The sequence below is a fragment of the Stenotrophomonas rhizophila genome, from assembly GCF_007667275.1.
Taxonomy (GTDB): Bacteria; Pseudomonadota; Gammaproteobacteria; order Xanthomonadales; family Xanthomonadaceae; genus Stenotrophomonas; species Stenotrophomonas maltophilia_AE.
Genome location: NZ_VDQT01000004.1, coordinates 458,613 through 484,779, shown reverse-complemented (window position 1 = coordinate 484,779; position 26,167 = coordinate 458,613). Strand labels below are relative to the sequence as shown.

22 protein-coding genes are annotated in these 26,167 nt (G+C 67.4%); 15 read left to right on the top strand and 7 right to left on the bottom strand.

Annotation, left to right across the window (positions count from 1 at the left end):
• Nucleotides 1-245 precede the first annotated feature (245 nt).
• On the bottom strand, nt 246-1,457 hold the full coding sequence (gene tyrS / locus FSZ13_RS15245) for a tyrosine--tRNA ligase (RefSeq protein ID WP_145481160.1): 1,212 nt from the start codon (nt 1,455-1,457) through the stop codon (nt 246-248).
• A gap of 166 nt (nt 1,458-1,623) precedes the next feature.
• Between tyrS and FSZ13_RS15240 the strand changes: the two genes are divergently transcribed.
• Both FSZ13_RS15240 and FSZ13_RS15235 read left to right on the top strand, forming a co-directional pair.
• A complete protein-coding gene (locus FSZ13_RS15240) occupies nt 1,624-3,087 on the top strand; it encodes a M23 family metallopeptidase (RefSeq protein WP_145481158.1) in 1,464 nt (487 codons plus the stop codon).
• Nucleotides 3,088-3,183: 96 nt separating this feature from the next.
• Nucleotides 3,184-4,308: an anhydro-N-acetylmuramic acid kinase gene (locus tag FSZ13_RS15235; protein ID WP_145481156.1), complete on the top strand. Its 1,125-nt coding sequence runs from the start codon at nt 3,184-3,186 to the stop codon at nt 4,306-4,308.
• A gap of 10 nt (nt 4,309-4,318) precedes the next feature.
• On the opposite strand, the gene FSZ13_RS15230 is transcribed toward FSZ13_RS15235, so the two are convergent.
• The 3 genes from FSZ13_RS15230 to FSZ13_RS15220 all read right to left on the bottom strand — a co-directional run bounded on the left by FSZ13_RS15230 (nt 4,319) and on the right by FSZ13_RS15220 (nt 6,741).
• A complete protein-coding gene (locus FSZ13_RS15230; RefSeq protein WP_145481154.1) occupies nt 4,319-4,546 on the bottom strand; it encodes a hypothetical protein in 228 nt (75 codons plus the stop codon).
• A 102-nt stretch (nt 4,547-4,648) separates the two neighbouring features.
• On the bottom strand, nt 4,649-5,944 hold the full coding sequence (locus FSZ13_RS15225; RefSeq protein WP_145481151.1) for an AmpG family muropeptide MFS transporter: 1,296 nt from the start codon (nt 5,942-5,944) through the stop codon (nt 4,649-4,651).
• The gene (locus FSZ13_RS15220) at nt 5,941-6,741 is read right to left on the bottom strand and encodes an exodeoxyribonuclease III (protein WP_145481150.1); all 801 of its coding nucleotides are present in this window, start codon (nt 6,739-6,741) and stop codon (nt 5,941-5,943) included. The genes FSZ13_RS15225 and FSZ13_RS15220 overlap by 4 nt, the downstream gene beginning before the upstream one ends.
• Nucleotides 6,742-6,904: 163 nt before the next feature.
• Here FSZ13_RS15220 and pyrE point away from each other — a divergent pair, with 163 nt between their 5' ends.
• From pyrE to FSZ13_RS15180, 8 genes are all read left to right on the top strand, one after another.
• Complete coding sequence (gene pyrE / locus FSZ13_RS15215) at nt 6,905-7,564, top strand: orotate phosphoribosyltransferase (RefSeq protein ID WP_145481148.1); 660 nt, start codon at nt 6,905-6,907, stop codon at nt 7,562-7,564.
• Between the two features lie 15 nt (nt 7,565-7,579).
• Entirely contained in the window at nt 7,580-8,245 is a 666-nt protein-coding gene (locus FSZ13_RS15210) for a hypothetical protein (RefSeq protein ID WP_145481146.1), read from the top strand.
• A gap of 241 nt (nt 8,246-8,486) precedes the next feature.
• Nucleotides 8,487-8,579: a potassium-transporting ATPase subunit F gene (locus FSZ13_RS15205; protein ID WP_084739105.1), complete on the top strand. Its 93-nt coding sequence runs from the start codon at nt 8,487-8,489 to the stop codon at nt 8,577-8,579.
• Nucleotides 8,580-8,591: 12 nt separating this feature from the next.
• Nucleotides 8,592-10,304 carry a potassium-transporting ATPase subunit KdpA gene (gene kdpA, locus FSZ13_RS15200; protein ID WP_145481144.1) on the top strand — a complete coding sequence of 571 codons (1,713 nt, stop codon included), beginning with the start codon at nt 8,592-8,594 and terminating at the stop codon, nt 10,302-10,304.
• Between the two features lie 11 nt (nt 10,305-10,315).
• Nucleotides 10,316-12,367, top strand: coding sequence for a potassium-transporting ATPase subunit KdpB (gene kdpB / locus FSZ13_RS15195; protein ID WP_145481142.1), 2,052 nt, complete (start codon nt 10,316-10,318; stop codon nt 12,365-12,367).
• Complete coding sequence (gene kdpC / locus FSZ13_RS15190) at nt 12,364-13,041, top strand: potassium-transporting ATPase subunit KdpC (RefSeq protein WP_145481140.1); 678 nt, start codon at nt 12,364-12,366, stop codon at nt 13,039-13,041. The genes kdpB and kdpC overlap by 4 nt, the downstream gene beginning before the upstream one ends.
• A gap of 37 nt (nt 13,042-13,078) precedes the next feature.
• Nucleotides 13,079-15,739, top strand: coding sequence for a sensor histidine kinase (locus FSZ13_RS15185; protein WP_145481138.1), 2,661 nt, complete (start codon nt 13,079-13,081; stop codon nt 15,737-15,739).
• Nucleotides 15,720-16,439 (top strand): response regulator transcription factor, encoded by a 720-nt coding sequence (locus FSZ13_RS15180; protein WP_145481136.1) that lies wholly within the window; start codon nt 15,720-15,722, stop codon nt 16,437-16,439. The genes FSZ13_RS15185 and FSZ13_RS15180 overlap by 20 nt, the downstream gene beginning before the upstream one ends.
• 162 nt (nt 16,440-16,601) lie before the next feature.
• Here FSZ13_RS15180 and FSZ13_RS15175 read toward each other — a convergent pair whose 3' ends face one another.
• Genes FSZ13_RS15175 through coaBC form a run of 3 tightly spaced genes read right to left on the bottom strand, consistent with a single transcriptional unit; the run spans nt 16,602 to nt 20,675 of the window.
• A complete protein-coding gene (locus FSZ13_RS15175; protein WP_145481134.1) occupies nt 16,602-18,938 on the bottom strand; it encodes a phosphomannomutase/phosphoglucomutase in 2,337 nt (778 codons plus the stop codon).
• 13 nt (nt 18,939-18,951) lie between these two features.
• Nucleotides 18,952-19,425: a dUTP diphosphatase gene (dut, locus tag FSZ13_RS15170; RefSeq protein WP_145481132.1), complete on the bottom strand. Its 474-nt coding sequence runs from the start codon at nt 19,423-19,425 to the stop codon at nt 18,952-18,954.
• Nucleotides 19,422-20,675 carry a bifunctional phosphopantothenoylcysteine decarboxylase/phosphopantothenate--cysteine ligase CoaBC gene (gene coaBC / locus FSZ13_RS15165; RefSeq protein WP_145481130.1) on the bottom strand — a complete coding sequence of 418 codons (1,254 nt, stop codon included), beginning with the start codon at nt 20,673-20,675 and terminating at the stop codon, nt 19,422-19,424. Before coaBC ends, dut begins: the two co-directional genes overlap by 4 nt.
• Nucleotides 20,676-20,901: 226 nt before the next feature.
• Between coaBC and FSZ13_RS15160 the strand changes: the two genes are divergently transcribed.
• The 5 genes from FSZ13_RS15160 (at nt 20,902) to argS (ending at nt 26,164) form a co-directional block, all read left to right on the top strand.
• The gene (locus FSZ13_RS15160; protein WP_145481128.1) at nt 20,902-21,135 is read left to right on the top strand and encodes a hypothetical protein; all 234 of its coding nucleotides are present in this window, start codon (nt 20,902-20,904) and stop codon (nt 21,133-21,135) included.
• Nucleotides 21,136-21,224: 89 nt separating this feature from the next.
• On the top strand, nt 21,225-22,649 hold the full coding sequence (locus FSZ13_RS15155; RefSeq protein WP_145481126.1) for an ankyrin repeat domain-containing protein: 1,425 nt from the start codon (nt 21,225-21,227) through the stop codon (nt 22,647-22,649).
• A gap of 232 nt (nt 22,650-22,881) precedes the next feature.
• Nucleotides 22,882-23,268: a hypothetical protein gene (locus FSZ13_RS15150; protein WP_145481123.1), complete on the top strand. Its 387-nt coding sequence runs from the start codon at nt 22,882-22,884 to the stop codon at nt 23,266-23,268.
• 355 nt (nt 23,269-23,623) lie between these two features.
• On the top strand, nt 23,624-24,322 hold the full coding sequence (radC, locus tag FSZ13_RS15145) for a RadC family protein (protein ID WP_145481121.1): 699 nt from the start codon (nt 23,624-23,626) through the stop codon (nt 24,320-24,322).
• A 153-nt stretch (nt 24,323-24,475) separates the two neighbouring features.
• On the top strand, nt 24,476-26,164 hold the full coding sequence (argS, locus tag FSZ13_RS15140; RefSeq protein WP_145481119.1) for an arginine--tRNA ligase: 1,689 nt from the start codon (nt 24,476-24,478) through the stop codon (nt 26,162-26,164).
• The last annotated feature ends 3 nt before the right edge of the window (nt 26,165-26,167 follow it).

Sequence of the window (26,167 nt, the reverse complement as noted above, 5' to 3'; positions counted from 1 at the left end):
GAGGTCTTTTCGTCGAAGCGAGCCGCCTATTATGTCAGGCTTTTCGTTTCCGTCAACACCTTCTTTCGAAGAAGTTGAAGTCCTGTTCCTTCGCGGTTGCCGCCTTGCGGTGGCCCCTGCGTCGGGGGAGGGAAAGTATGTCCCCATCCGGCCTGTTTGTGAAGGGGGTGCATGACTTTTTTTCACGGTTCTGTGCATTCATTCATGCTGGCTCCGCGCCCGAAGGCGCGAAACCCTTGTGGCGCTTAGGCGGCCACCAACAGGACACGGGCGAAGTTGCGCTTGCCGACCTGCAACAGTCCTTCAAAGCCGGGCACGAACAGCTGCTGCGCGTCCTCCACCACTGCACCGTCGACCTTCACCGCACGCTCCTTGAGCTTGCGGGACGCCTCGGAATTGCTCGGGGTGAGCCCGGCAGCGGTAAGCAGGGCACCGATCCGCAGGCCTTCGGCGGGAATCGCTACTTCCTGCAGCGGCAGCAGGGTCACGTCGCCCTGCCCGGTCACGGCGGCATTCCAGCCGGCAATGGCCAGCTCGGCGGCGTCGGCGTCATGGAAGCGGGTGGTCAGTTCGCGGGCCAGGCGCAGCTTGACCTCACGCGGGTTCAGGGTGCCTGCGGCCACCTGTTCGCGCAGGCTGACCGCCTCGGCCTGGCTGATGTCGAACGACAGCAGCTCGATCCAGCGCCACATCAGGTCGTCGCCGATCTTCATGGTCTTGGTCACCATGTCGATCGCCGGTTCGCTGATACCAATGTAGTTGTTGAGCGACTTGGACATCTTGGCCACGCCGTCCAGCCCTTCCAGCAGCGGCATGGTCAGCACGATCTGCGGCTTCTGCCCGTAGTGCTCCTGCAGGCCACGGCCCATCAGCAGGTTGAACTTCTGGTCGGTGCCGCCCAGTTCGACGTCCGCCTCCAGGGCGACCGAGTCGTAGCCCTGCACCAGCGGGTACAGGAACTCGTGCAGGGCGATGGACTGCTGGGCGGCGTAACGCTTGGCGAAGTCGTCGCGCTCGAGCATGCGCGCCACGGTGTGCTGTCCGGCCAGGCGGATCATGTCGGCCGCGCCCATCTTGCCGAACCACTCGGAATTGAAGCGCACTTCGGTCTTTTCGCGGTCCAGCACCTTGAACACCTGCTCTTCATAGGTGCGCGCGTTGGCCAGCACGTCGTCCTTGCTGAGCGGCTTGCGGGTGACGTTCTTGCCCGAGGGGTCGCCGATCATGCCGGTGAAGTCGCCGATCAGGAAGATGACCTGGTGGCCGAGGTCCTGGAACTGGCGCAGCTTGTTCAGCAGCACGGTGTGACCCAGGTGCAGGTCCGGGGCGGTGGGGTCGAAACCGGCCTTGACCCGCAGCGGGCGGCCGCTTTCCAGCCGCTGGGCCAGCTCCTCGATCTTGAGGATTTCGTCGGCACCACGGCCGAGCTGGGCAAGGGCTTGTTCAATCGAGGACACGTGCAACTCCCGGCAATGCCTTATTTACATGAATGACGTTAAGTACAAGTTAACCGCAAGCGCTTCACAAAAGCCAATAGGCACAAGGGTTTGACGCGATATTTATACCTGTCTATGTTACCGACGTTTGGGCCCGCGATCCGGGTCAGCCAGGAACACGACAACAATGCTGAATACCGATCAAGGCCGCGCGCGCAAGCAGCGCTTCAAGGAACGCCTTCACGTCCTTCACGACACGGCCCTGCATCGTAGGCTCCGCCAGCATCTTCCCGCGGCGTTCAACGAACGCTGGACCCGCCGCCACTGGATGCATGCCAGCCTGTTCGCCACCATCGGCGCGCTGGTGGCCACGATCGTGCCGGGCTTCTCGCACACCATCGAAACGCCCTACGCGGTCAGTCATTCCACCCTCGCCCTGCCCTTGCCGCCGCTGTCGCAGGAGCGCATCAAGCAGGTGCCGGGCGACAGCTGGCAGGTACTGCGCGTGCAGCGCGGCCAGACCCTGAGCGACCTGTTCGACGAAGCCGGCATTCCGGCCACGGTGATGCACCAGGTGCTGGACCACCCCGGCGTGCGCGATTCGCTGGTCAAGCTGCGCCCCGGCACGGAAATCGGCTTCGACCTGCCGCTCTCCGGCGAGCTGCGCACGATCCGCTATGACCGCGACAGCGACAACCGCGTGGAGCTGAGCCTCAACGACGGCAAGATCACCGAGAAGGTGAGCAAGCGCGAGAGCTCCACCCGCCGGGTGGTGACCAGCGGCGAGATCACCAGTTCGCTGTATGCGGCGGCGCGCAAGGCCGGGCTGTCGCCGTCGGCGATCGCGACGATGACCGACGAGATCTTCAAGTACGACATCGACTTCTCCAAGGACCTGCAGCCGGGCGATCGCTTCAGCGTGGTGATGGATGAAACCTGGCGCGAAGGCGAGAAGGTGGACACCAGCAAGATCCTGGCCGCGACCTTCACTTCGGGCGGCAAGACCTACAGCGGCTTCCGCTTCGACCGCAACGGCAAGTCCGAGTACTTCGACGTGAGCGGCCGCCCGCTGAAGAAGAGCTTCATCCGCATGCCGATTCCGTTCGCCCGCCTCAGCTCCACCTTCGGTGCGCGCAAGCACCCGGTGCTGGGCAAGATGCGCATGCACAAGGGCGTGGACTACGCCGCACGCACGGGTACGCCGATCATGGCCGCCGGCGACGCGCGCGTGCAGTTCGCCGGCACCCAGCGCGGCTACGGCAACGTGGTGATCCTGGACCATGGCCGTGGCCACACCACCCTGTACGGGCACATGTCGCGGTTCGGCAAGATCAAGACCGGGCAGCGCGTGGAACAGGGCACGGTGATCGGCTACGTCGGTTCGACCGGCCTGGCCACCGGGCCGCACCTGCACTACGAATTCCGCGTCAATGGCGTGCACCGCAATCCGCTGTCGGTGACGATGCCGCCGCCGGAGCCGCTGAAGGGCAGCGAGCTGGTCGCCTTCCGCGCCCAGACCGCCCCCGCGCTGGCGCGCATCCAGGGCATGGAGAAGCTGATCTACGCCGACGCCAGCCCGGCGCCGGGCGCCGATGCGGCCGCCACCACGACGGCCAGCACTGCCAAGCCCGGCAAGGGCAACCGCGGCTGATCGCGTTCCCCTGCAGCGCGCGCCGCCATGGCGCGCGCATTGACGGCGACGACAGGTTGCGCGGAAGCTGCACGCACCCTGTTCAAGCGCCTGGCCATGACCGCAGCTGATCCCACTACCCCGCTCTACCTGGGCCTGATGTCGGGCACCAGCGCCGATGGCATCGATGCCGCGCTGGTGCAGTTCCCGGCGGAGGGCGGTTGCCGCTTCGTGCAGGGCCTGACCCATGCCTGGGATCCGGCCACGCGCGCCGAGCTGGTGGCGCTGGGCGAAGGCGGCGAGCTGGGCTCACTGGATACGCTGGGGCGGATAGATGCGCAGATCGGCATTGCCTTCGCCGCTGCGGCCAACCGCCTGCTGCAGGAAACCGGGCTGGACCCGACGCAGGTGCGGGCGATCGGCTCGCACGGGCAGACGGTGCGCCATCGGCCACTGGCCGACCCGGCCTTTACCTGCCAGCTGGGCGATGCGAACCGCATTGCAGAACTGACGGGCATCACCACCGTGGCCGATTTCCGCCGCCGCGATGTGGCCGCCGGCGGCCATGGGGCGCCACTGATGCCGGCCTTCCACCTGGCGATGCTGGGCACGGCCGATGAAGACCGGGCGGTATTGAACCTGGGCGGGATTGCCAACCTGACCCTGATTCCGCGCGAGGGCACGCCACGCGGCTTCGATACCGGTCCGGCCAATGCGCTGATGGATGCATGGTGCGAGCGGCATCGCGGGGTTCCCTTCGATGCCGACGGCGCGTTTGCGGCCAGTGGCCAGGTGGATGGGGACCTGCTGGCGCGCTGGCAGGCCGATCCGTGGTTCGCGCTGCCGCCGCCGAAGAGCACCGGTCGCGAGCAGTTCCATCTGGCGTGGGCCGAGGCGGCACTGGGCGAGCGGCAGCGCGCGCCGGCCGATGTGCAGGCGACCCTGCTGGAGTTGACGGTGGCGACGGTGGCAGACGCCCTGCTGACCCACCTGCCGGACGCCGGCCGCGTGCTGGTGTGCGGCGGCGGGGTGCGCAACGCGCAGCTGCTGCGGCGGCTCAGCGCGCGATTGCCCGGGGTGGTGGTCGAATCCAGTGCGGTGCACGGGCTGGACCCGGACTACCTGGAGGCGATGGGGTTTGCGTGGTTGGCGCACCGGACGCTGCAGGGTTTGCCGGGCAACCTGCCCAGCGTGACCGGGGCGCGTGGGCCGCGGATCCTGGGGGCGATTCACCCCGCGTGATGGGTGCTGGCTAGAACGCCTTTACGTCCGGCAGCGCCTGCAGCGCCGCGATCGCGTCGGCCAGGGCATTCACTTCGGGGTCGTGGAAGCCGCTGCGGACTTCCAGTTCACTGGCGAACAGGCCCTGTTCCAGCAGGACCACGCAGGTGTGCTCACGGGTCCAGCCGCGCGCGACCGCCACCCGGCGGATGCGCTCGCTGAGCAGCGGATCCAGGTCGCGCAGCACTAGGTCAGCCATGTGTTTTCCCCCGATGGCAACGCACCGCCCCCACGGTACAACGGCGTTGATCATGGCCCAGCTGGGGCTGGCGGGCAACCGTACACCGTGAGGCCGAACGGCTCAGGCGCTGCTCCGGTCGCGAATGCGGGGCCACAGCCAGGTCAGCAGCAGCAACGTCGGGATCACCGTGGTGGCGCTGAGGATGAAGAAGGTGCTGTAGGAGCTGGCTTCAACGATGTAGCCGGAGGCACCGCCGACGAACTTGCCCGGCAGGTTGGCCAGCGAAACCAGCAGGGCGTACTGGGTGGCAGTGAAGTTGCGGTCGGTCAGCGACGACATGAAGGCCACCAGTACGGTGCCGGCAAAGCCCTGGAACAGGTTGTCCGCGCTCAGTGCGGCGTAGAACGCCCAGAGCTGGCCCGGGTTGTGCGCCATCAGCAGGAAGGCGAGGTTCGACAGGGCCACCCCCAGTGCCGCGACCAGGAGCATGCGGCGGAAGCCGAACGCGGCCACGGCGATGCCGCCCAGGAAGGCCCCGCCAATACCCATCCAGACCCCGAACAGTTTGGACACGGTAGCGATGTCGGCCTTGGTGAAGCCCGAATCCAGGTAGAACGGACCGGCCATCACGCCGATCACCTGGTCCGGGAATTTGTACAGCCCGACGAAGGCGAGCAGTACCAGCGCCAGGACCACGCCATTGGTAGTGAAGAAGCTGGCGATGGGCTGCCAGAACGCGCCGAAGAAGTCGATCCGACGCTGGATGCGAACCTCCGGCTGCGCCGGCTCGCGGCACAGCAACGTGGTGATGATCGGCACGATCATCAGCGAGGCCATCGCCAGGTACGCCACGATCCAGCCTTCGAACTGGGCCAGGTACAAGGCGCCCGCGCCGGCCAGGATCAGGCCGATGCGGTACCCCAGGGTGTAGGTGGCGGCCAGTGCGGCCTGGGCACTTTCTGGAGCGATCTCGATACGGTAGGCATCGACCACCGAGTCCTGCGTGGCGCCGGCGAACGACGCTACCAGCACCCACAGGACCAACGGGGTGACACCCAGCTCGGGGCGGACGAAGGCCAGCGCGAACAACCCGCCGGTCACCCCTATCTGCGAGGCCAGCAGCCATGAGCGGCGACGGCCGAGGAAGCTGATCAGGGGAAAAGCGTAACGATCGATCAGGGGCGCCCAGATGAACTTCAGAAGATAAAAGAAGCTCGCCAGGCTGATCAGGCCGATGCTGCCAAGGTCCAGCCCGACATCGCGCAGGCGCGTGGACAGGGTCTGCGAGGCGATCAGCAGGAACGGGAGGCCGCTGCCGAAGCCGAGAAAGGCCATGGTCAGCGCCGAGGGGGTGCCGAAGGCACGCTTGATCCCCGCCAGCCCTTTGTAGGTCACTGCCGCTCCCGTTTCACTCATGGGGCGTAGTCCACCGTGAACGGGGCATGGTCGGAGAAGCGCTCATCGCGGTAGATCGAGCAGCTGCGCAGGCGGTCGCGCAGGCCGGGGCTGACGAACTGGTAGTCGATGCGCCAGCCCACGTTGTTGGCCCGGGCCGCGCCGCGGTTGCTCCACCAGGTGTAGTCCTCGCCGGTGGGGTGCAGCAGGCGGTAGGCGTCGGTCCAGCCCTGGCCGCCGGCGACGTCCAGCGCCTGGCCGGCGTCGACGCACTGGCCGTTGAGCCAGTCGCGCTCGGGCGGCAGGCAGCCGGAGTTCTTCTGGTTGGATTTCCAGTTCCGGATGTCCAGCGCCGAGCGCACGATGTTCCAGTCCCCGCACAGCACGTAGTCGCGGCCGCTGGCCAGCCACTGCGCCAGGATCGGGCGCAGCCATTCCATCACTTCGTACTTGAAGCCCTGGCGCAGGTCGCCCGAGCTGCCGGAGGGGATATAGAACGAGACCACGCTGAGGTTGCCGTAGCGCGCCTCGATGTAGCGGCCTTCGTCGTCGAACGGCGCCCAGCCCAGCGAGGTGATGACCTGGTCGGGCTCGCGCTTGCTGTAGATGGCCACGCCGCTGTAGCCCTTCTTGGTGATTGCGTCACGGTAGAAGCAGTGGTGGCCGTCCGGGCGGAACATCGGGTCGGTCAGCTGGTCTTCCTGCGCCTTGGTCTCCTGGATGCACAGCACGTCGGCGTCCTGGGCGCGGAACCATTCGAGAAAGCCCTTGGTGGCGGCGGAACGGATGCCATTGGCGTTGAAACTGATGATGCGCATGCTGACCCGGGTCTGGAGCGATAACCGCCAAAGCATACCGGGTTGCCCTGCCGATCGGCTGGCCGGATCCGGCCATTGCAGGGCCTGCGGCGGGTGGTCACGAGCCTGAATTGGCGGGGATGCATTAGCATCTGCGCTCCAAGAGAATTGAATAGAGCTTCAGATGAGCGACCACCGTCACCGTTTCCTGCAGCTGGCCCTGACCGCCGATGCGCTGCGTTTTGGCCAGTTCACCCTCAAGTCGGGCCGCCTGAGCCCGTACTTCTTCAATGCCGGCCGTTTCGATTCCGGCGCCCGCATGGTCCAGCTGGCCGCCTGCTACGCCGATGCGGTGGAAGCCACCGGGCTGAAGTTCGATGTGGTGTTCGGCCCGGCCTACAAGGGCATTCCGCTGGCCACCGCCACCGCCTGCGAGTTCGCCCAGCGCGGCCGCGACCTGCCGCTGAGCTTCAACCGCAAGGAGACCAAGGCCCATGGTGAGGGCGGCAACCTGATCGGTGCGGACATGAACGGCAAGCGCGTGCTGATCGTGGACGACGTGATCACCGCCGGCACCGCCATCCGCGAAGCGTTGGGCATCATCAAGCAGGCCGGCGGTACCCCCGCGGGCATCGTGGTGGCGCTGGATCGGCAGGAGATCGCGTCCGAGCAGGACCGCCGTTCGGCGGCCCAGGCCGTGGCCGAAGAAGCCGGCATTCCGGTGGTGGCGGTGGCGACGTTGGGCGACCTGCTTGATTTTGCCTCCGGAAATCCGGAACTTGTCGGATACCGGCAGCCGCTGGAGGACTACCGGTCCCGCTACGGCAGCCGTCCTACGCGTTGAGAGCAGGGGGCTCCCATGTCCAGGATTGCCACGTTCACCGTCCTTGGCCTGTTGCTGGCCGCGCCCGTGCTGACCGCACAGGCGCAGCGAAGCAGCAGCAGCGACGCCAGGTCGAAGAAGCTGTACTGCTGGAACAAGGGCAGTGAGCGCATCTGCAGCGACGCGCTGCCGCAGGAAGCGGTGAACAGCGCGCGCGAGGAATTCAGCGTCAGCAGCGGCCTGCGCCGCGGTGGCGTGGAACGCACCCTGACCGAGGAAGAGCGCGCCGATGCCGCCGTTGCGGCGGCGCAGGCGCAGCTGGACCTGGCCGCCGAGGAAACCCGCAAGCGGACCGAGCAGGCGATGCTGTCCACGTATGAGAACGAAGCCGACCTGCGCCGGGTGTTCGTGGAGCGCACCGGGATCCTGGACAACAACGTGAACACCGCCAGCTACAACGTGGCCAGCCTGCGCGATGCGCTGGTGACGCTGCTGGGCAGCGCGGGCGACCGCGAACTGACCGGCCAGCCGGTCCTGCCCAAGCAGGCCGACGACATCCGCCGGCGCCATGCCGAACTGGTGGCGCAGAAGCGCATGCAGGCCTCGTATGTGGAACAGCGCCGGGCGCTGGACGTGGAGATCGAGGAGACCCTGCAGCGGTACCGGTTGTTGAAGGGTGTTTCGAGCGATCCGCGCGGGTAAAGGTCCATGAGGGCCGGCCAACGGCCGGCGCTACCGGATTGAAGGCGTTTCCCAAGGGTTTGCCGACCTGCGTCGGTGAACCTTTTTTTATGCTCTTTTTATGGGTTGACGGGCTGGCGGGCGTGGAGCCTTTACGCCGGCCAGGATCACGATGGCGCCCTGACGTGGAGTGGTTCCACCTGGACGTCCCATGAGCCTGACCTTGCCTGTTGTTGCCGCCGCTGCCGCGGCGAGCCCTACCCTGCCTGCCTGGCTGTCGCTGGTGTGCGGGGTGCTGGTGCTCGTTGCCGCCGCCTACCTGCTGTACGTCGTGCTTGCGCCCGAAAAGTTCTGACCGGAGCCGACCATGACCGAGATCCTGTTGATCCTGCTGGCCAGCATCGTGCTGGCCTTTCCACTTGGGCTGTACCTGGCCCGGGTGATGCGCGGTGGGCCGATGCGCGGCGATGCGCTGTTCGCCTGGATTGAAAAACCGCTGTACCGCGTGCTGGGCGTTGACCCGGTCCGGGGCATGTCCTGGCGTGGCTACGTTGGCGCGTTCCTGCTCAGCAACCTGGTGATCGCCGTGCTGGTGCAGGCGGTGTTCATGACCCAGGCGTGGTTGCCGTTCAACCCCGACCAGATTCCCAATATGCGCTGGGATACGGCGCTGCACACCATGGTGTCGTTCCTCACCAACACCAACCAGCAGCACTATTCCGGCCAGGCGCAGCTGTCCTACTTCGCGCAGATGACCGCGATCACCGGCCTGCAGGTGGTGACCCCGATGATGGGCCTGGCGCTGGTGGTGGCCACCCTGCGTGCGCTGTTCGGCAAGGTGCCGGACGCCGTTGCCGAGGAGGCCACGCGACCGGCCGACCAGCGCATCGACGTAGGCAACTACTACGCCGACGTGGTGCGGGCCTGCGTGCGCTTCATGCTGCCGCTGTGCCTGCTGTGGGCGGTGCTGCTGACCAGCCAGGGCGTGCCCTCCACCTTGGCCGCCGGTCCGGTGGCAACGCCGATTGATGCCGCGGCCGGCATGGAAACCCAGAAGCTGCCGCTGGGCCCGGTGGCCGCGATGGTGGCGGCCAAGCAGCTGGGCACCAATGGCGGTGGCTGGTATGGCCCCAACAGCAGCATGCCGCTGGAAAACCCGACCCCGCTGTCCAACGCGCTGGAGCTGATCGGCATCCTGCTGATCCCGATCGCGGTGGTGTTAATGCTCGGCGCGTTTACCGGGCGCAAGCGCCTGGCCGGGCTGGTGTTCGGCTGCATGCTGGCGATGTCCAGCGTATCGGTGGCGGCCACGGTGTGGCTGGAAGGCCATTCGGCCACCGCCGCCAGCCCGCTGCTGATGGAAGGCAAGGAAGTGCGCTTCGGTGCCGACGGCACCGGCCTGTGGGCGGCCATCACCACCCAGGTCTCCAACGGCTCGGTCAACGGCATGCACGACTCGCTGAGTCCGCTGGCCGGCGCGGTGCCGATGGTGAACATGCTGGTCAACGCGATCTGGGGCGGCATCGGCTGCGGCCTGCAGCAGTTCATCGTGTACCTGCTGCTGGGCGTGTTCCTGGCCGGGCTGATGACCGGGCGCACCCCGGAGCTGCTCGGCCGCAAGCTGGAAACCCCGCAGGTGAAACTGCTGGCGCTGCTGGTCCTGCTGCAGCCGATCACCATCCTGGCCTTCACCGCGATCACCCTGGCCATTCCGTCGATCACCGGCACCTCCAATCCTGCGTTCCATGGGGTCAGCCAGGTGTTCTACGAGTACGTGTCGGCGTTCGCCAACAACGGCTCGGGCTTCGAAGGGCTGGGCGACGCCACGCCGTGGTGGAACCTGAGCTGCACCCTGGTGCTGCTGCTGGGCCGCTACCCGGTGCTGGTGATTCCGCTGATCGTCTGCGCGCAGCTCGCCGCCAAGCGCCGCGCGCCGGAATCTGCCGGCACCCTGCAGATTGAAACGCCGACCTTCGCGCTGACCCTGATCGCGCTGATCGTCATCCTGACCGTATTGCAGTTCATGCCGGCGCTGGTGCTGGGCCCGGTTGCCGACCACCTGTCGCTGACGCTGCACTGAGACGCGAGACCATGAGTACCTATCCCTTGAATGCAACTTCTCCGCGCCGCCCGCGCCTGCTCGATGGCGCCGGCCTGCGCCGGGCGCTGCGCGATGCGGTGATCAAACTGTCGCCGCGCCACCTGCTGCACAGTCCGGTGATGGCGGTGGTGATGGCGGGCACGCTGGTGAGCCTGCTGGTGACTCTGACCGGCAACGCACCTCTGGGTTTCGGCCTGGCCGTGACCGCGATCCTGCTGCTGACCGTGCTGTTCGGCAACTTCGCCGAGGCGGTGGCCGAAGCGCGCGGCCGTGGCCAGGCAGCGTCGCTGCGGCGTGCGCGGCAGGACCTGAGCGCGCGCCGCCTGGCCGCGGCGCATGCCGGTGCCAGTGAAACCCAGGTGCCCGCCGCCGAGCTGCGCCCGGGCGACCACGTGATCGTCAGTGCCGGCGAGCTGGTGCCGGCCGACGGCGAGATCGTGCAGGGCCTGGCCACCATCAACGAAGCGGCGGTGACCGGTGAATCGGCCCCGGTGCTGCGCGAAGCCGGAACCGACCGCAGCGGCGTGATCGGCGGCACCAAGGTGCTGTCCGACCAGATCATCGTGAAGATCACCGCCGAGCCCGGGCACAGCTTCCTGGACAGGATGATCGCGCTGGTGGAGGGCGCCAACCGGCAGAAGACCCCCAATGAAGTGGCGCTGACCCTGCTGCTGGCGGCGATGACGCTGACCTTCCTGGTGGTGGTGGCCACGCTGCCGGCCATTGGCGCGTTCGTCGGTGTGCAGGTGGATCCGCTGCTGCTGATCGCGCTGCTCGTGTGCCTGATTCCGACCACCATCGGCGGCTTGCTGCCGGCGATCGGCATTGCCGGCATGAACCGTGCGCTGGCCGCCAACATCCTGGCCAAGTCGGGCAAAGCGGTTGAAGTGGCCGGCGATGTGGACGTGCTGCTGCTGGACAAGACCGGCACCATCACCCACGGCGACCGCCAGGCGACCCAGTTCCACGCGCTGGCCGGCATCGATGCGACCCAGCTGCGCGAAGCCGCCCTGCTCTCTTCGCTGGCCGACCCGACCCCGGAAGGCAAATCGGTGGTGCGGCTGGCGCGCGAGCAGGGCTGCAGCACCGCTGAGCCCGACCGCGCGGACTATCTGGCATTCAGCGCGCAGACCCGCATGTCCGGCGTGGACCTGGAGGGTGGCCGACGCATCCGCAAGGGCGCGTCGGACGCGATCACCGCCTACGTGCGTGAGCTGGGTGGCACGGTACCGGCCGAGCTGGCCGGACGCGTGGAACAGGTAGCGCGCAACGGCGCCACGCCACTGGTGGTGTGCGAGGGCCGCTACATCCTGGGCGTGATCGAACTGAGCGACGTGGTCAAGCACGGCATGCGCGAGAAGTTCGCCCAGCTGCGCGCGATGGGCATCCGCACGGTGATGATCACCGGCGACAACCCGCTCACGGCTGCGGCGATTGCCGCCGAGGCCGGCGTCGACGATTACATCGCCGAAGCGCGCCCGGAAGACAAGCTGGCCCGGATCCGCGCCGAGCAGGCCGGTGGACGGCTGGTGGCGATGGTGGGCGATGGCACCAACGACGCGCCCGCATTGGCCCAGGCCGACATCGGCCTGGCGATGAACTCCGGCACGCAGGCGGCCAAGGAAGCCGGCAACATGGTGGACCTGGATTCGGACCCGACCAAGCTGCTGGCGGTGGTGGAAGTGGGCAAGCAGCAGCTGATCACGCGCGGTGCGCTGACCACGTTCTCGCTGGCCAACGACGTCTCCAAGTACTTCGCGATCCTGCCGGCGCTGTTCGCCGCGACGCTGCCGGCGATGGCCACGTTGAACGTGATGCACCTGTCCAGCCCACGCAACGCGGTGCTGGCGGCGCTGATCTTCAACGCCCTGGTGATTCCGGCACTGATTCCGCTCGCCCTGCGTGGCGTGCGCTTCCGCCCGGCCACGGCCACCGCGCTGCTGCGCCGGAACATGCTGGTGTACGGGCTGGGTGGCGTGCTGCTGCCGTTCGCGGCCATCAAGCTGATCGACCTCTTCCTCTTCTCGGTATTTGGCGCATGAACCGCTCCGCTGCTGCTTCGCTTTCCCGCCCGGCGCGTGCGCGCGCCGCCACTCCGGTGTCACTGCAGCACAGCGGTGCGCTGCGCCCGGCCCTCGGCCTGGGCGTAGCCAGCCTGCTGCTGCTCGGCCTGGCGTATGCCGTGGCCACCACCGGCGTCAGTGCCGCGTTGTTCCCCGTGCAGGCCGAAGGCAGCCTGCTGCTGGACGACCACCAGGTGCGCGGCTCGCGCCTGGTGGCACAGCCGTTCGTGGGCGACGGTTATTTCCAGGCGCGCCCGTCGGCGGCCAACTACGACCCGATGGCCGCCGCCGGCAGCAACCTGGCGCGCAGCAACCCTGTCCTGCAGGAACGCGTCGCCGAGGCGACCCGGACCGTGGCAGCGCGCGAAGGCATTGCCGTGGACGACGTGCCCGGTGATCTTGTGACCCAGTCCGGCGCGGGCATGGACCCGGAGCTGTCGCCGGCCGCCGCGTCCGTGCAGGTCAAGCGGGTGGCGGGCAACCGCGGGCTGGGCGTGGAGCAGGTGCAGGCGCTGGTGCAGGCGCATACGCAGGGCCCACAGTGGGGCGTGTTCGGCCAGCCCCGGGTGAACGTGATGACGTTGAACCTTGCCTTGGACGGGTTGAAGCACAACAAGGCGGTAACCGGCGCGGCGGAGACGACTGCGCGATGATGTCGCCTTGCCACCGAACGGCGCACACTCTGCCCCCATGACCGACTCCCGCACCCGACAGGCCGACGCACTGGTGGAAAGCCTGCAGCGCGAGGCCGGCGGCAAGCTCACCGTATTCCTGGGCGCCGCCCCGGGCGTGGGCAAGACCTACAGCATGCTGGGCCGCGCGCAGGAGCAGCTGCGCCGGGGCGTGGACGTGGTGGTGGGGCTGGTGGAAACCCACGGCCGCGCCGACACGTCGGCGCTGCTGGAGGGCCTGCCGCAGGTGCCGCTGCTGCAGCGCGAGTACCAGCAGCATGCGCTGCAGGAAATGGACCTGGATGCGGTGCTGGCCCGCCGCCCGGCGCTGGTGCTGGTGGATGAGCTGGCCCACCGCAACGTGCCGGGTAGCCGCCATGAACGCCGCTGGCAGGATGTGATGGAGCTGCTGGACGCCGGCATCGACGTCTGGACCACGCTCAACATCCAGCACCTGGAAAGCCTCAACGACGTGGTGATGCGCATCACCGGGGTGCGGGTCAGCGAGACCGTGCCCGATGCGGTACTGGACCGGCTGCACGACATCGTGCTGGTGGACCTGCCGCCGCGCGAGCTGATCGAGCGGCTGCAGCAGGGCAAGGTGTACGTGCCCGAGCAGGCTGCGCAGGCCCTGCAGGCGTTCTTCTCGCCGGCCAACCTGACCGCGCTGCGCGAGCTGGCCATGCAGGAAGCGGCCGACCGGGTCGACACCAGTCTGCGCGAAACGCGGGCCGCCCGCGGCGAGGGCAACCTGCCGCTGCGGCGGCGGGTGCTGGTGGCCATCGACGGCGGCGGCCAGAGCGAGTACCTGGTGCGCGTGGGCCGGCGCATCGCCGAGCGCCGCGATGCGCCCTGGACGGTGGTGACGGTGCAGCGCCGCCGCGAAGACGACAGCACCCGCCGCGAGATCGATGCGGCCTTCGCGCTGGCGCGGCGGCTGGGCGGCGAGGCCGAGCTGCTGCATGGGCCCAGCATTGCCGACGCGCTGCTGGACCATGCCGCACACAACAGCGTCTCCACGCTGGTGCTGGGACGTACCCGGGAGCGGCCGTTCGCGCGCATGCTCAACCGCACCCTGACCCAGCAGCTGATCCAGCGCGGGGCGCACTACGAGATCACCATCATCGGCACCCCGCAGGCGCGCGCGCATGCGCGCCGGCACGGACTGTCGATGCCCACGCTGAGTACCGGCCGTGACACGCTGCTGGCACTGACCGCCACCGCACTGGCGTGCCTGGTAGCGCTGGTCGCCGAGCGCTGGGTGGGGCTGTACGACCTGTCGATGGTGTTCATCGTGGCGGTGGTGGTGGTGGCGGCGCGCAGCCGTACCAGTGCGGCGGTGATGGCGGCGGCGCTGTGCTTCCTGGCCTACAACTTCTTCTTCATCGCGCCGCGCTTCACTTTTGCGATCAGCGCGCGCCAGGGCGTGATCACCGTGTTCCTGTTCCTGGTGGCAGCCTTGGTGGCCGGGCGCCTGGCCTCGCGCCTGCGCATGCAGGTGGTGGCGCTGCGCGCGGCCAACCGGCACGCGAACGCGCGCCAGGTGCTGGGGGGCCAGCTGACCCGCGCCCCCAACAACGAAGCGGTGGCGCAGGCCGGGCGCGAGGCGCTGGAGCAGGCGCTGGATGCGCCCGCGTGGTTGCGCATCGGTGCCGACACCAGCACCAGCGGCAGTGCCGCGCCGGGCGACACCGACCTGGCGGCGGCCGACTGGGCGCACCGCCACGGCCAGCCCAGCGGCCGCTTCACCGACACGCTGGCGGGTGCGGAATGGTGGTTCCTGCCGCTGCTGGATGGCGACGAGCGCGCCATCGGCGTGGCCGGCATGCGCTTCCCGCGCAACGCCCCGCGCCTGACCCCGGAGCAGCGCCAGCTGGCCGAGGCGATGGTGGACGACATCGCCCAGGCCGCGCTGCGCACCCGGCTGGTGGCCGACCTGGAAAAGGCACACGTGAGCAACGAAACCGAACGCCTGCGTTCGGCACTGCTGTCGTCGGTGTCGCACGACCTGCGTTCGCCGCTGGCGGCGATGATCGGTTCGGCCGACAGCCTGTCCAGTTACGCCGATGCGATGGACGCCAGCGACCGCCGCGCACTGCTCGACACGATCCTGGTGGAGGGCGAGCGGCTGGATCGCTACATCCAGAACCTGCTGGACATGACCCGGCTCGGGCACGAAGGGCTGCAGATCAACCGCGACTGGATCGGCGTGGACGAGCTGGTGGGCTCGGCGGCGCGCCGCCTGCAGCGCTACCAGCCGGACGTGCGGTTGCAGCTGGATATTCCCAGCTCGCTGGGGCCGATATGGGTGCACCCGGCCCTGGTCGAACAGGCGGTGTTCAACGTGATGGAAAATGCGGCCAAGTTCTCCCCGCCCGGCGCGGCGGTGGAGGTGCAGGCGCGGCGGGTGGACGGCGCACTGCGCATCGATGTGCTCGACGCCGGCCCCGGCATTCCCGACGACGAACGCGCGCGCATCTTCGACATGTTCTACAGCGTGGAACGCGGCGACCGCGGCCGGCATGGCACCGGGCTGGGACTGACCATCACCCAGGGCATGATCGGGGCGCACGGCGGCAGCGTGCAGGCGCTGCCGGGCCGCGACGGACGCGGTACCCTGATCCGCATCACGCTGCCCCTGCTGCAACCCCACCCTGCCGATGACCCCGACGAATCCTGACCCCTCCCATGGTGTGCCGCCGGCCCGCGTGCTGGTGATCGACGACGAAGCGCAGATCCGCCGCTTCCTCGACATCAGCCTGCGCGCGCAGGGCTACCGCGTGCTGCAGGCGGCGACCGGGCAGGACGGGCTGGAGCAGCTGGTCGGCGAAGGCGCCGACCTGGTGATCCTGGACATCGGCCTGCCGGACATGGAGGGCCACCAGGTGCTGGCCGAGCTGCGCCAGTGGAGCCAGGTGCCGGTGATCATGCTGACCGTGCGCGCCAGCGAAACCGAGAAGGTGCTGGCGCTGGACAACGGCGCCAACGACTACGTGACCAAGCCGTTCGGCACCCAGGAACTGATGGCGCGGGTGCGTGCGCTGCTGCGCACGCGCACGGTGTCGGCCGACGGGGTGCTGCCGCAGTTCGACGACGGCCACCTGCATATCGACCTGGTCCGGCGCGAGGTGCACCTGGACGGGGCACCGGTGGCGCTGACCCGCAAGGAATACGCGTTGCTGTCGCTGCTGCTGCGCAACGCCGGCCGGGTGGTGACGCAGCCGCAGATCCTGGCCGAGATCTGGGGGCCGACCCACCAGCACGATACGCATTACCTGCGCATCCTGGTGGGCAAGCTGCGCCACAAGCTGGGCGATTCGGCGCTGGATTCGCGCTACCTGTTCACTGAACCCGGCGTGGGGCTTCGGTTCAAGGGGTAGCCGGGGTGCGCGTTGTATCGACCAACGGTCGATACCTACCGGTGATGTCGGCGTTGGCTGCCAACCTGCGGTTGTATCGACCAACGGTCGATACCTACCGGTGATGTCGGCGTTGGCTGCCAACCTGCGGGGTAGGTACCGACCGTTGGTCGGTACGCTTTTCTAGAAGCCCAATTCCACGCCCGGCAGCAACGGCTGCAGATGTTCGCGGAACAGCGCCTTGATGCGTTCCAGCGCGGCCTCGTCGTTGCCTTCGAAACGCAGCACCAGCACCGGGGTGGTGTTGGACGCACGCAGCAGGCCCCAGCCATCGGGGAAATCCGCGCGCAGGCCGTCGATGGTGGACAGGCGCGCGCCGAAGAACGCCGACTCCTCCGCCTGCGCCGCCGCCACGAACAGCGACACCAGCGCGTGCGGCGTGCCCGCTTCCACCGGCACCTTCAGCTCCGGCGTGGACACGCTGTCGGGCAGCTCGTCCAGCACTTCGGACGGGGTTTCATCGCGCTGGGCCAGGATTTCCAGCAGGCGCGAGGCCGCATACAGGCCATCGTCGAAACCGAACCAGCGCTCCTTGAAGAAGAAGTGCCCGCTCATTTCACCGGCCAGCTCCGCGTCGGTTTCGCGCATCCTGGCCTTGATCAGCGAATGCCCGGTCTTCCACATCATCGGGCTGCCGCCATTGCGCAGCACGTAGTCGGACAGCTTGCCGGTGCACTTCACGTCGTAGATGACCAGCGCGCCCGGGTTGCGCTGCAGGACGTCGGCCGCGAACAGCATCAACAGGCGGTCGGCGTAGATGATCCGGCCTTCCTTGGTGACCACGCCGAGACGATCGCCGTCGCCGTCGAAGGCCAGGCCGATGTCCGCATCGAAGCGCTTCACGGTCTGGATCAGGTCTTCCAGGTTCGCCGGATCGCTCGGGTCGGGGTGATGGTTGGGGAAGGTGCCGTCCACGTCGCAGTACAGCGGAATGACCTCGGCTCCGATCGCCTCCAGCAGCGGCTGCGCCAGTTCCCCGGCCACGCCGTTGCCGGCGTCGGCCACCACCTTGATCGGGCGGTCCAGCTGCACGTCGTCGGCAATGCGCTGGATGTAATCGGCGTTGACCTCGCGCTGCTGCAGGCTGCCGGGTTCGGCGGCCACGTGCAGTTGGCCGTCGCGGATGCGTTGGTACAGCTCGGTGATGGCATCGCCGGACAGGGTTTCACCGCCAACCACGATCTTGAAGCCGTTGTAGTCGGGCGGGTTGTGGCTGCCGGTGACGGCCACGCAGCTGCCCGCGCGCAGGTGGTAGCTGGCGAAGTACACCACCGGGGTCGGCGCCAAGCCGATGTCGATGACGTCGCAGCCGGAACGGCGCAGGCCTTCGATCAGGCTGGCGCTGAGTTCCGGACCGGACAGGCGACCATCGCGACCGACCACGATGTCGCGCAGCCCCTGCACCTGCAGCACCGAGCCGATGGCCTGGCCGATCAGCACGGCCACCTGCGGGGTCAGCTCGCGGCCGATCACGCCGCGGATGTCGTAGGCGCGGAAGATGCCTTCCGGCACCTCGTGGCCGGGCCCGGCGGGCAGCGCCGGGGGCGCCGCGCCCGCGGCCGGGGTCGCGTCCAGCACGGGATCCATTTCCAGGCTCTCACGCAGGGTGGGGCCATGTTCGCCTTCGACCGCGCTGGCACGGCGGCGCGGCAGTGGCACCTTGCCCTTGCCGAACTGCAGCATGCCGGCGATGGCCAGCAACAGGACCGCCACGATGAACGACGGAATGGCGCCCAGCCCCAGCGGGCCCGGTTCCACGTCCGGCACCGCCGCCGACAGGCGCAGGCCGGACTTGCCGATCGGCCGGGCCAGGCCCTCGGCGCCGTTCGACAGGGCGGCGTCGCCCTGCTCGATGATGTTGTGGCCGCCCTGGCGCAGCGCCAGGTAGCCGGCGGACGGCACCCGCACCTGGTCGAAGGTGCCGGTCAAACGCAGCAGTGGCTGGCGCACGTAGATGACCGCCGGCCCCTGCGCGCCCAGCTGCACCGGAACCGCCAGGCCCAGGCGCTGGCCACCGGCATCGCGCACCACGCGGGCAGTGACGGTGTCGCCGGCGATGGCCGCTTCCAGCAGCGCCAGCCGCGCGTAGCCGAAGGTCTTGGGGTCGGCATAGGCCGCGTCCAGGTCGGTGGTGAATACTTCCACCTCTTCGGTGCCCGGCCAGCCCTCGCGGACGGCGAGCGCGGTGGCATCGGCGTCGCCGGCGGCCAGCGCGGCACTGACCCGCTCGCTCTTCACCAGGGTGCGCAGCTGCGCGGTCTGGCCATCCAGCGCGGTCTGCACGCCCTGCACGATCTGGTCGCGCGACTGTTCCAGCGCGTGCCCGACCGACGCCTGTCGCCATTGGCGCACGCCGCTCCACGCAAACCATGCGGCCAGCAGCACCAAGGCCCCCACCAGCAGCAGCTGGTTACGCTTGCCTGTCAATCGCGGCTGTCCTTCCGCCCTTGCCTTGCTCATCGTGTTCCCCCTGTCAGCGCACCCCGGTATGGCCGAATCCACCCGTTCCCCTGGCGCTGTCGGTGAAAGTATCCACTACCTGCAGCCCCACGCGTGCAATCGGCAACACGACCAACTGTGCAATACGGTCACCGGGTTGCAGCGTGAAGGCCTCGCGGCCGCGGTTCCAGGCGCTGATCAGCAGCGGGCCCTGGTAGTCGGCATCGATCAGGCCGGTGCCGTTGCCCAGCACGATGCCGTGTCGGTGGCCGAGCCCGGAGCGCGGCAACACCACCGCGCACAGGTTCGGGTCGGCGATGTGGATGGCGATGCCGCTGGGAATCAGCGCGGTGTCCCCCGGCTGCAGGGTGAGCTCGGTTTCCAGCGCGGCGCGCAGGTCCAGGCCGGCGCTGGCTTCGGTAGCGTAGGCCGGCAGCGGCCAGGTGTCGCCGAAGCGCGGATCGAGCAGCTTCACCTGCAGCGGCTGCAGGGACGGGGCTTGGGTCATGCGTGCAACCTCTGGGCAATCAGGGACAACAGTTGTTCGGCCAGCTGCGCCTTGCTGGTGCCGGGGAACACCTGCTCCCCGCCCTGCCAGTACGCAGTCGCCGCATTTTCATCGCTTTCGAAGCCGCCGTTGCTGATCCCGACCTGGTTGGCGATCACCAGGTCCAGCCGCTTGTCGACCAGCTTGCCGCGCGCGTACTTCTCCACGTCGTGGGTTTCGGCGGCGAACCCGACCACCAGCTTCAGCGCGTTGGTCTGCGCGGCGACTTCGGCGAGGATGTCGGCGGTGCGCACCAGTTCCAGGGTCAACGTCTGCGATCCGGCGGTCTTCTTCAGTTTCTGCGGCGCGATCTGGCGCGGGGTGTAATCGGACACCGCCGCCGCGCCTATATAGATGTCGGCGGGCAGCGCGTCGAGCACGGCATCGCGCATCTGCGCGGCCGAGCGCACGTCTACCCGCTGCACCCCGGCCGGGGTGGCCAGGTGCACCGGGCCGCTGACCAGCACCACCTGCGCGCCCTGGCGCACGGCGGCGGCCGCCAGCGCATAGCCCATCTTGCCGCTGCTGCGGTTGCCCACGTAGCGGACCGGGTCCAGGTCTTCATAGGTGGGGCCGGCGCTGATCACCACGCGCAGGCCCTTCAGTTCCTGGATCGCCTCGGGAACAGCGCGGTCCTGCACGGACGCCAGCGCGGCCACGATGGCGTGCGGCTCGCTCAGCCGGCCCGGGCCGGATTCGCCTTCGGCCAGCGGGCCGTCTTCCGGGCCGATCACCTGGGCGCCGCGCTCGCGCAGCAGGCTGATGTTGGCCTGGGTGGCCGGGTGCAGCCACATGCGATGGTTCATGGCCGGGCACACGGTGAGCGGCGCGGTGGTGGCCAGGCACAGGGTGGTGACCAGGTCATCGGCATGGCCGTTGGCCAGGCGGGCCAGCAGGTCGGCGGTGGCCGGGGCGACCACGATGCGGTCGGCCCAGCGCGCCAGCTCGATATGGCCCATGGCCTGTTCGGCTGCGCTGTCCCACAGGGTGGTGCGGGTAGGCTGCCCGGACAGGGCCTGGAAGCTCAGCGGGGTGACGAACTGCTGGGCCCCGGCGGTCATGGCGACCTGCACCTGGGCCCCGGCGTCGCGCAGCCGGCGCACCAGTTCCAGCGACTTGTAGGCCGCGATGCCGCCACCCACGCACAACAACAGCTTCTGGCCTGCCAGCGGGCGCGCCTGCGCCGGGGAAGCCTGGGGGGAGTCAGCCACCTGCGGAATTCCTGTCGATCTGAGGCGATTAGCTTACCCGATGGGGTGTGCGGGGCTGATGCCCCAGGGGCATAAGGAGTGGGTTTTTGGTCATGAAGGCTTGGCGGGTGCTTCTCGTGGGGTGGCCTGCCCTTGCGGTATGCGAACATCCTGCCCTGACGACCTACCGGCGGGCGGGGAATTACTCCGGCAGGTCAGCTCTGAAGCGTGACAAGGGAAAATCACGATGCCTGTTGAAGAGATTGCAGGAAGCCTGCTCGGCGGCATTGGCAGGTTCATTGCCTGGATGTTCGTTGACCTGCTGTTCCATACCATCATATTGGGTACCGGCCATTTGGTCCTGAGTGTGCTGGCGCCGAAGAGGGAGCCTTCGGAGAATGCCTGTGCTGCTGCCGGTCTGATCACCTGGGCCCTGATTGCGCTGACCGTGTTCGGAATCTATCGCGCCACACTGGCATAGCTGTCCAGGCAAGTTGACAACTTGTCCAGTGCATCGCGCGTTGCGGTTGTTAGCATTGAATGCAGTAGATCAAGGATCGTGAACTGCCTGTGGCCACCTCGTCTTCCCCTGTTGTTTTGGACACCCCTCTCACCTGCGAGGACGCGTTCGCAGAGATCGAACGACGCGTTCGCTCCGGCGTGCATCCCGACCGCATCCGGTTGGGCCACAACGAGCGCGCCCTGTACTGGGTGTGCAACAACAGCTTGCTTCACCATGACGGTCCGGACGAGTCCACGATTGTCGGGCGCATCCAGGCGCACCTGGCGCTGATCTCCCTGCTGCTGGTCAAGGGTGCGGATCCCAACAAGGCAGCCGGACGTGGCGCCACACCCCTCTCGACCACCTGCCGGGACTTCATCTTCAGCCCGGCCGCGTGGGCGGTGGAGAAACTGCGGCTGCTCCTCGCCGCCGGCGCGAACCCCCGCCTGACCAAGGATTCGCCGATCTGCACCGTGCTTGGCCTGCGCGACATGCGTGGCGAAGTGTGGAACCCGGCATTTGATGCGGATGCGGATCCGGCGGAGATGGGCTACATCTTCGAGGCCATCGACGCGCTGCTGCAGGCCGGCGCCAGCATTGAAGCCATGGACCACCGGCAGATGTACACACCGCTGTTGATTGGCGCGTACCTTGGCAGTGTGCCTCTGCTGCGGTTCCTCGCAGAGCGCGGTGCCAACGTACACGTGGTCAATCCCGCCGGTTCCAACGCGCTGATGTATGCGTCGGGCGATGTGGACGGACTGAAAGCCAGCCGCGGTGGCATCTCCACCACATGGCAGCGGATGGGCGACCCGGTCGCCGTTGCCCGGCTGTTGATCGACTGGGGCCTGGATCCCGCCGCTGCCAACGAGCGCGGCCGCACGCCACTTACGCTGGCGTTGAACGCGGGCAATGTTGACGTGGCGGCGGTGGTGGCGGAAGCCCTTGCAGCACACCGCAAACTTCTGAAAGCGGATGTGCGCCGGTTCAAAGGTACGGAGTGGGAGGCGCAGGTGGCAGCACTGGCCACCAGCGGCCGCACGAGCAAGCCGCCCAGGACGCAGACGAAGCCCGTGGGTGCAGCGCAGGCCGCTTCATGGGACCGCGCGCGCCAGAAGATGAACCACCCTGATGCATGGCAACGCCCTGCGTGGTTCTGCGCATACAACAAAGCATTGTTCGAACATCTGGCCAGCGGCAGCCACCCGGCCATTCCGGTAAACCTGCTGTACGCCGATTACACCGACGCGCTACGCACGCTGCACCTGTCGAAGACCAAGGACTGGATCAGCCGCAGCGGGGTGGTGACGGTGAAGCCGGACATCGTGACCTGGGACAGCCTGCGTATCAGCTACGCGCAGCTTGATGGAGATGACCTGGTCTGCCGAGAGGAGATCGTCATGCCGCTGTCGCCGGAGCAGCAGCTTGGCATCGAGTCCGTAGCGAACGCGGTGGGGGGCATGACTTCCCGCTATTTCAAGTTGCCCGCCTGAACCTTCCAGCAGGCTGGAAGCATGGATCGAAGCCGGCGGCCTGCTTGAACTGCGAGGCCACTGCGAGCCTATTGTCGCTGCTTACTCACGCAACTACGCCAGTTCCGACATCAGGTGTATTCGGTCGATAGATACTTCCAAAACTGAGACGAGCTATTCAACTTCAGCCGTTTTCCGGCCATAGACTTCGCATCCTCAAGGCTCAACGCAGAATCGACACCGGGGGCAGGAGATGCAGACAGTCAAGAGCAAATGGCTTGCGTACACCGTCCTCATCGGACTGTTTCCTATCTTCTCCAGGTTCCTTGTCTGGCTGGTGACCAAGGAAGGAAGCATCGAGCCCTTTGCGCCGCAGGATTTCATCGCATTCGGCCTCGTCCTTCTCATCTCAAATATCAACGAGATCGAACACATTGTCGACGCTGACCGGTCTTGGAAGACTTCGCAGAATGGCATGTCGGCCTGCTTGATCGCCGTTCATGGCGTTCTCCTCTGCTTGACCTTGATTGGAGGCGACGCGGTTGACCGACAGGCAATCATGTACTGCGTGGCAATCATCGCCCTCGCTTCGCTCGGCCTCAGCTACATGCTGTTCACTCGCATTTCAAAGATGTCCTGAATCGTTCGGAGCACGTCCCATGACTGAAATCCTCGTTGCCTCAACCGTAGTGATTGCCCTTGTAGCCCTTGGGTTCGGGGCGTGGAGTCTGGTTCAGACGCACAAAGAGGTGCAGCGGCAAAAGGAGCGCGATCATCCAGAGTGAACTGCAATAGAGCTATTGCAATCATTACCACCTTGCTGACCTCCCATACCTGCGGGGCCGAACCATGCGAGGGCGAATCGCTTCCAGTAACCCATCAGAACTCCGCTGAAGGCAGCTGCTGCAAAGCAATTTATAGCAGTTGTCCTTTCCCACCAGGTCACGCGGTAGTTTCCTATGCCCTCCGCTTACTCGAACGCCGACACTGGCCGAATGGCAATCAAACATTGGCCCGAGCACGATCGTCCGCGGGAGAAGCTGCTCAAGCTGGGCGCCGAAGCCCTCTCCGACTCTGAACTGCTGGCCCTGTTCATCGGCAGCGGCTGCAATGGGCTGGATGCGGTGCAGAGTGCCCGTCGCCTGCTCGAAAACCATGGACCACTCCGCAAGCTCATGGACATGGATGCCAGCAGGCTGAGGAAGCTGCCTGCTCTCGGCCCCGCGCGCGCCTGCAAGCTGGTCGCCGCCTTGGAGTTGGCCAGCCGCCATCTGCTGGCCGATCTGGAGCGCGGCGACAGCATCTGCGATCCCGGCTCGGCCGGGCGCTACTTCAAGATGCGATTGCGCGCACGGCCGCAGGAGGTTTTCGCCGCTCTGTTCATGGACACCCGCAACCGGACCCTGGCGTATGAGGAACTGTTCACCGGCACCATCGATGCCGCGGCCGTCTACCCTAGGGAGGTGGTCCGGCGGGCACTGCTGCACAACGCGGCGGCGGTCATCGTCAGCCACAACCACCCATCCGGACGGCCCGAACCCTCCCGGGCCGACCGTGAAATCACCGACCAGCTCCAGCAGGCCCTTGAACTGGTGGGCGTCCGGCTGGTCGACCATATCGTCGTGGGCGACGGCCCGCCGGTCTCCATGGCCGAGCGCGGCTGGCTCCGGCGCGGCCCATTTCCCCCCAGCTGAACGGCCCGGTCAGCCGGATTGCCCGCCTCCCAACGGCTCCGGCCCCATCCGGAGACCCGCCGCCGGCCCCCGCTGTGCCCCGGTTCAATGGATCGGGGCAGCTTCTGGGCTAAAATTGCCGATTCCGCCGCTCCAGTCTTCAAAGCAGGCCTTGTGAAAAATCTCCTCCGCGCCCTGATCAACCAGGGCATCGAAGCGCTGCGTGCCAATGGCACGCTGCCGGCCGACACCCTGACCCCGGAATTCGTGGTGGAACGCCCGAAGACCCGTGAACACGGTGATTTCGCCACCAATGCCGCCATGCTGCTGGCCAAGCCGGCGCGCAGCAACCCGCGCGCCCTGGCCCAGGCCCTGCTGGACGCCCTGCCCAAGAGCGACGACGTGCTGCGCGTTGAGATCGCCGGCCCGGGCTTCATCAATTTCCACCTCGCCCCCAGCGCCTACCAGCGCGAAGCGGCCAGCGTGCTCAAGGAAGGGGCCGATTACGGCCACAACCTGAGCGGCAATGGCCGCACCGTGGGCGTGGAATACGTGTCGGCCAACCCGACCGGCCCGCTGCACGTGGGCCATGGCCGCGCGGCGGCGATCGGCGACAGCCTGGCCCGCCTGCTGGAAGTGAACGGCTGGAACGCCAAGCGCGAGTTCTACTACAACGACGCCGGCGTGCAGATCGAGAACCTGGCCCTGTCCACCCAGGCCCGCGCCAAGGGCATCAAGCCGGATGACGCCGGCTGGCCGGAAGGCGGCTACCGCGGCGATTACATCGAAGACGTGGCCAAGGCCTACCTGGCCGGCGCCACCGTGGAGCTGGAAGGCCATGCGGTGGTAGGCGAGCGCGACCCGGACAACCTGGACGCGATCCGCCGCTTCGCGGTGGCCTACCTGCGCAACGAGCAGAACCAGGACCTGGCCGCGTTCGGGGTGGATTTCGACATCTACTTCCTGGAAAGCTCGCTGTACAAGGACGGCAAGGTCGAAGAGACCGTGGCCCAGCTCAACGCGGCCGGCCATACCTATGAGGAAGGCGGCGCGCTGTGGCTGCGCTCGACCGACTTCGGTGACGACAAGGACCGCGTGATGCGCAAGTCCGACGGCACCTACACCTACTTCCTGCCGGACGTGGCCTACCACCTGAGCAAGTGGCAGCGCGGCTATGAGCGGGCCATCACCGAGCTGGGCGCAGACCACCACGGTTCGCTGGCGCGCGTGCGCGCCGGCCTGCAGGCGCTGGACGTGGGTATTCCCAAGGGCTGGCCGGAGTATGTGCTGCACCAGATGGTGACGGTGATGCGCGGCGGCGAAGAAGTGAAGCTGTCCAAGCGGGCCGGCAGCTACCTGACCCTGCGCGACCTGATCGAGGAAGCCGGCCGTGATGCCACCCGCTGGTTCCTGATCGCGCGCAAGCCCGATTCGCAGCTGACCTTCGATATCGACCTGGCCCGCCAGCAGAGCAATGACAATCCGGTCTTCTACGTGCAGTATGCGCACGCCCGCGTGTGCAGCCTGCTGCGCCAGGCACAGGAGAAGGGGCTGTCGTACACCCCGGCCGAGGGCCTGACCGGGCTGGCGTCGCTGAGCGACGAACCTTCGCTGTGGCTGATGGTGGAAATGTCGCGCTTCCCGGAAGTGGTGGAAGCGGCCGGCGTTGCGCTGGAACCGCACCTGGTGGCGCAGTACCTGCGTGAATTGGCGCACGCCTTCCACACGTGGTATCACGGCACGCAGGTACTGGTCGCTGACGATGCCGAACGCAATGCCAAGCTGACGCTGGCCTGCGCGGCACGCCAGGTGCTGGCCAATGGTCTGAACATCCTGGGCGTTTCCGCCCCGGAAAAAATGTAAGTA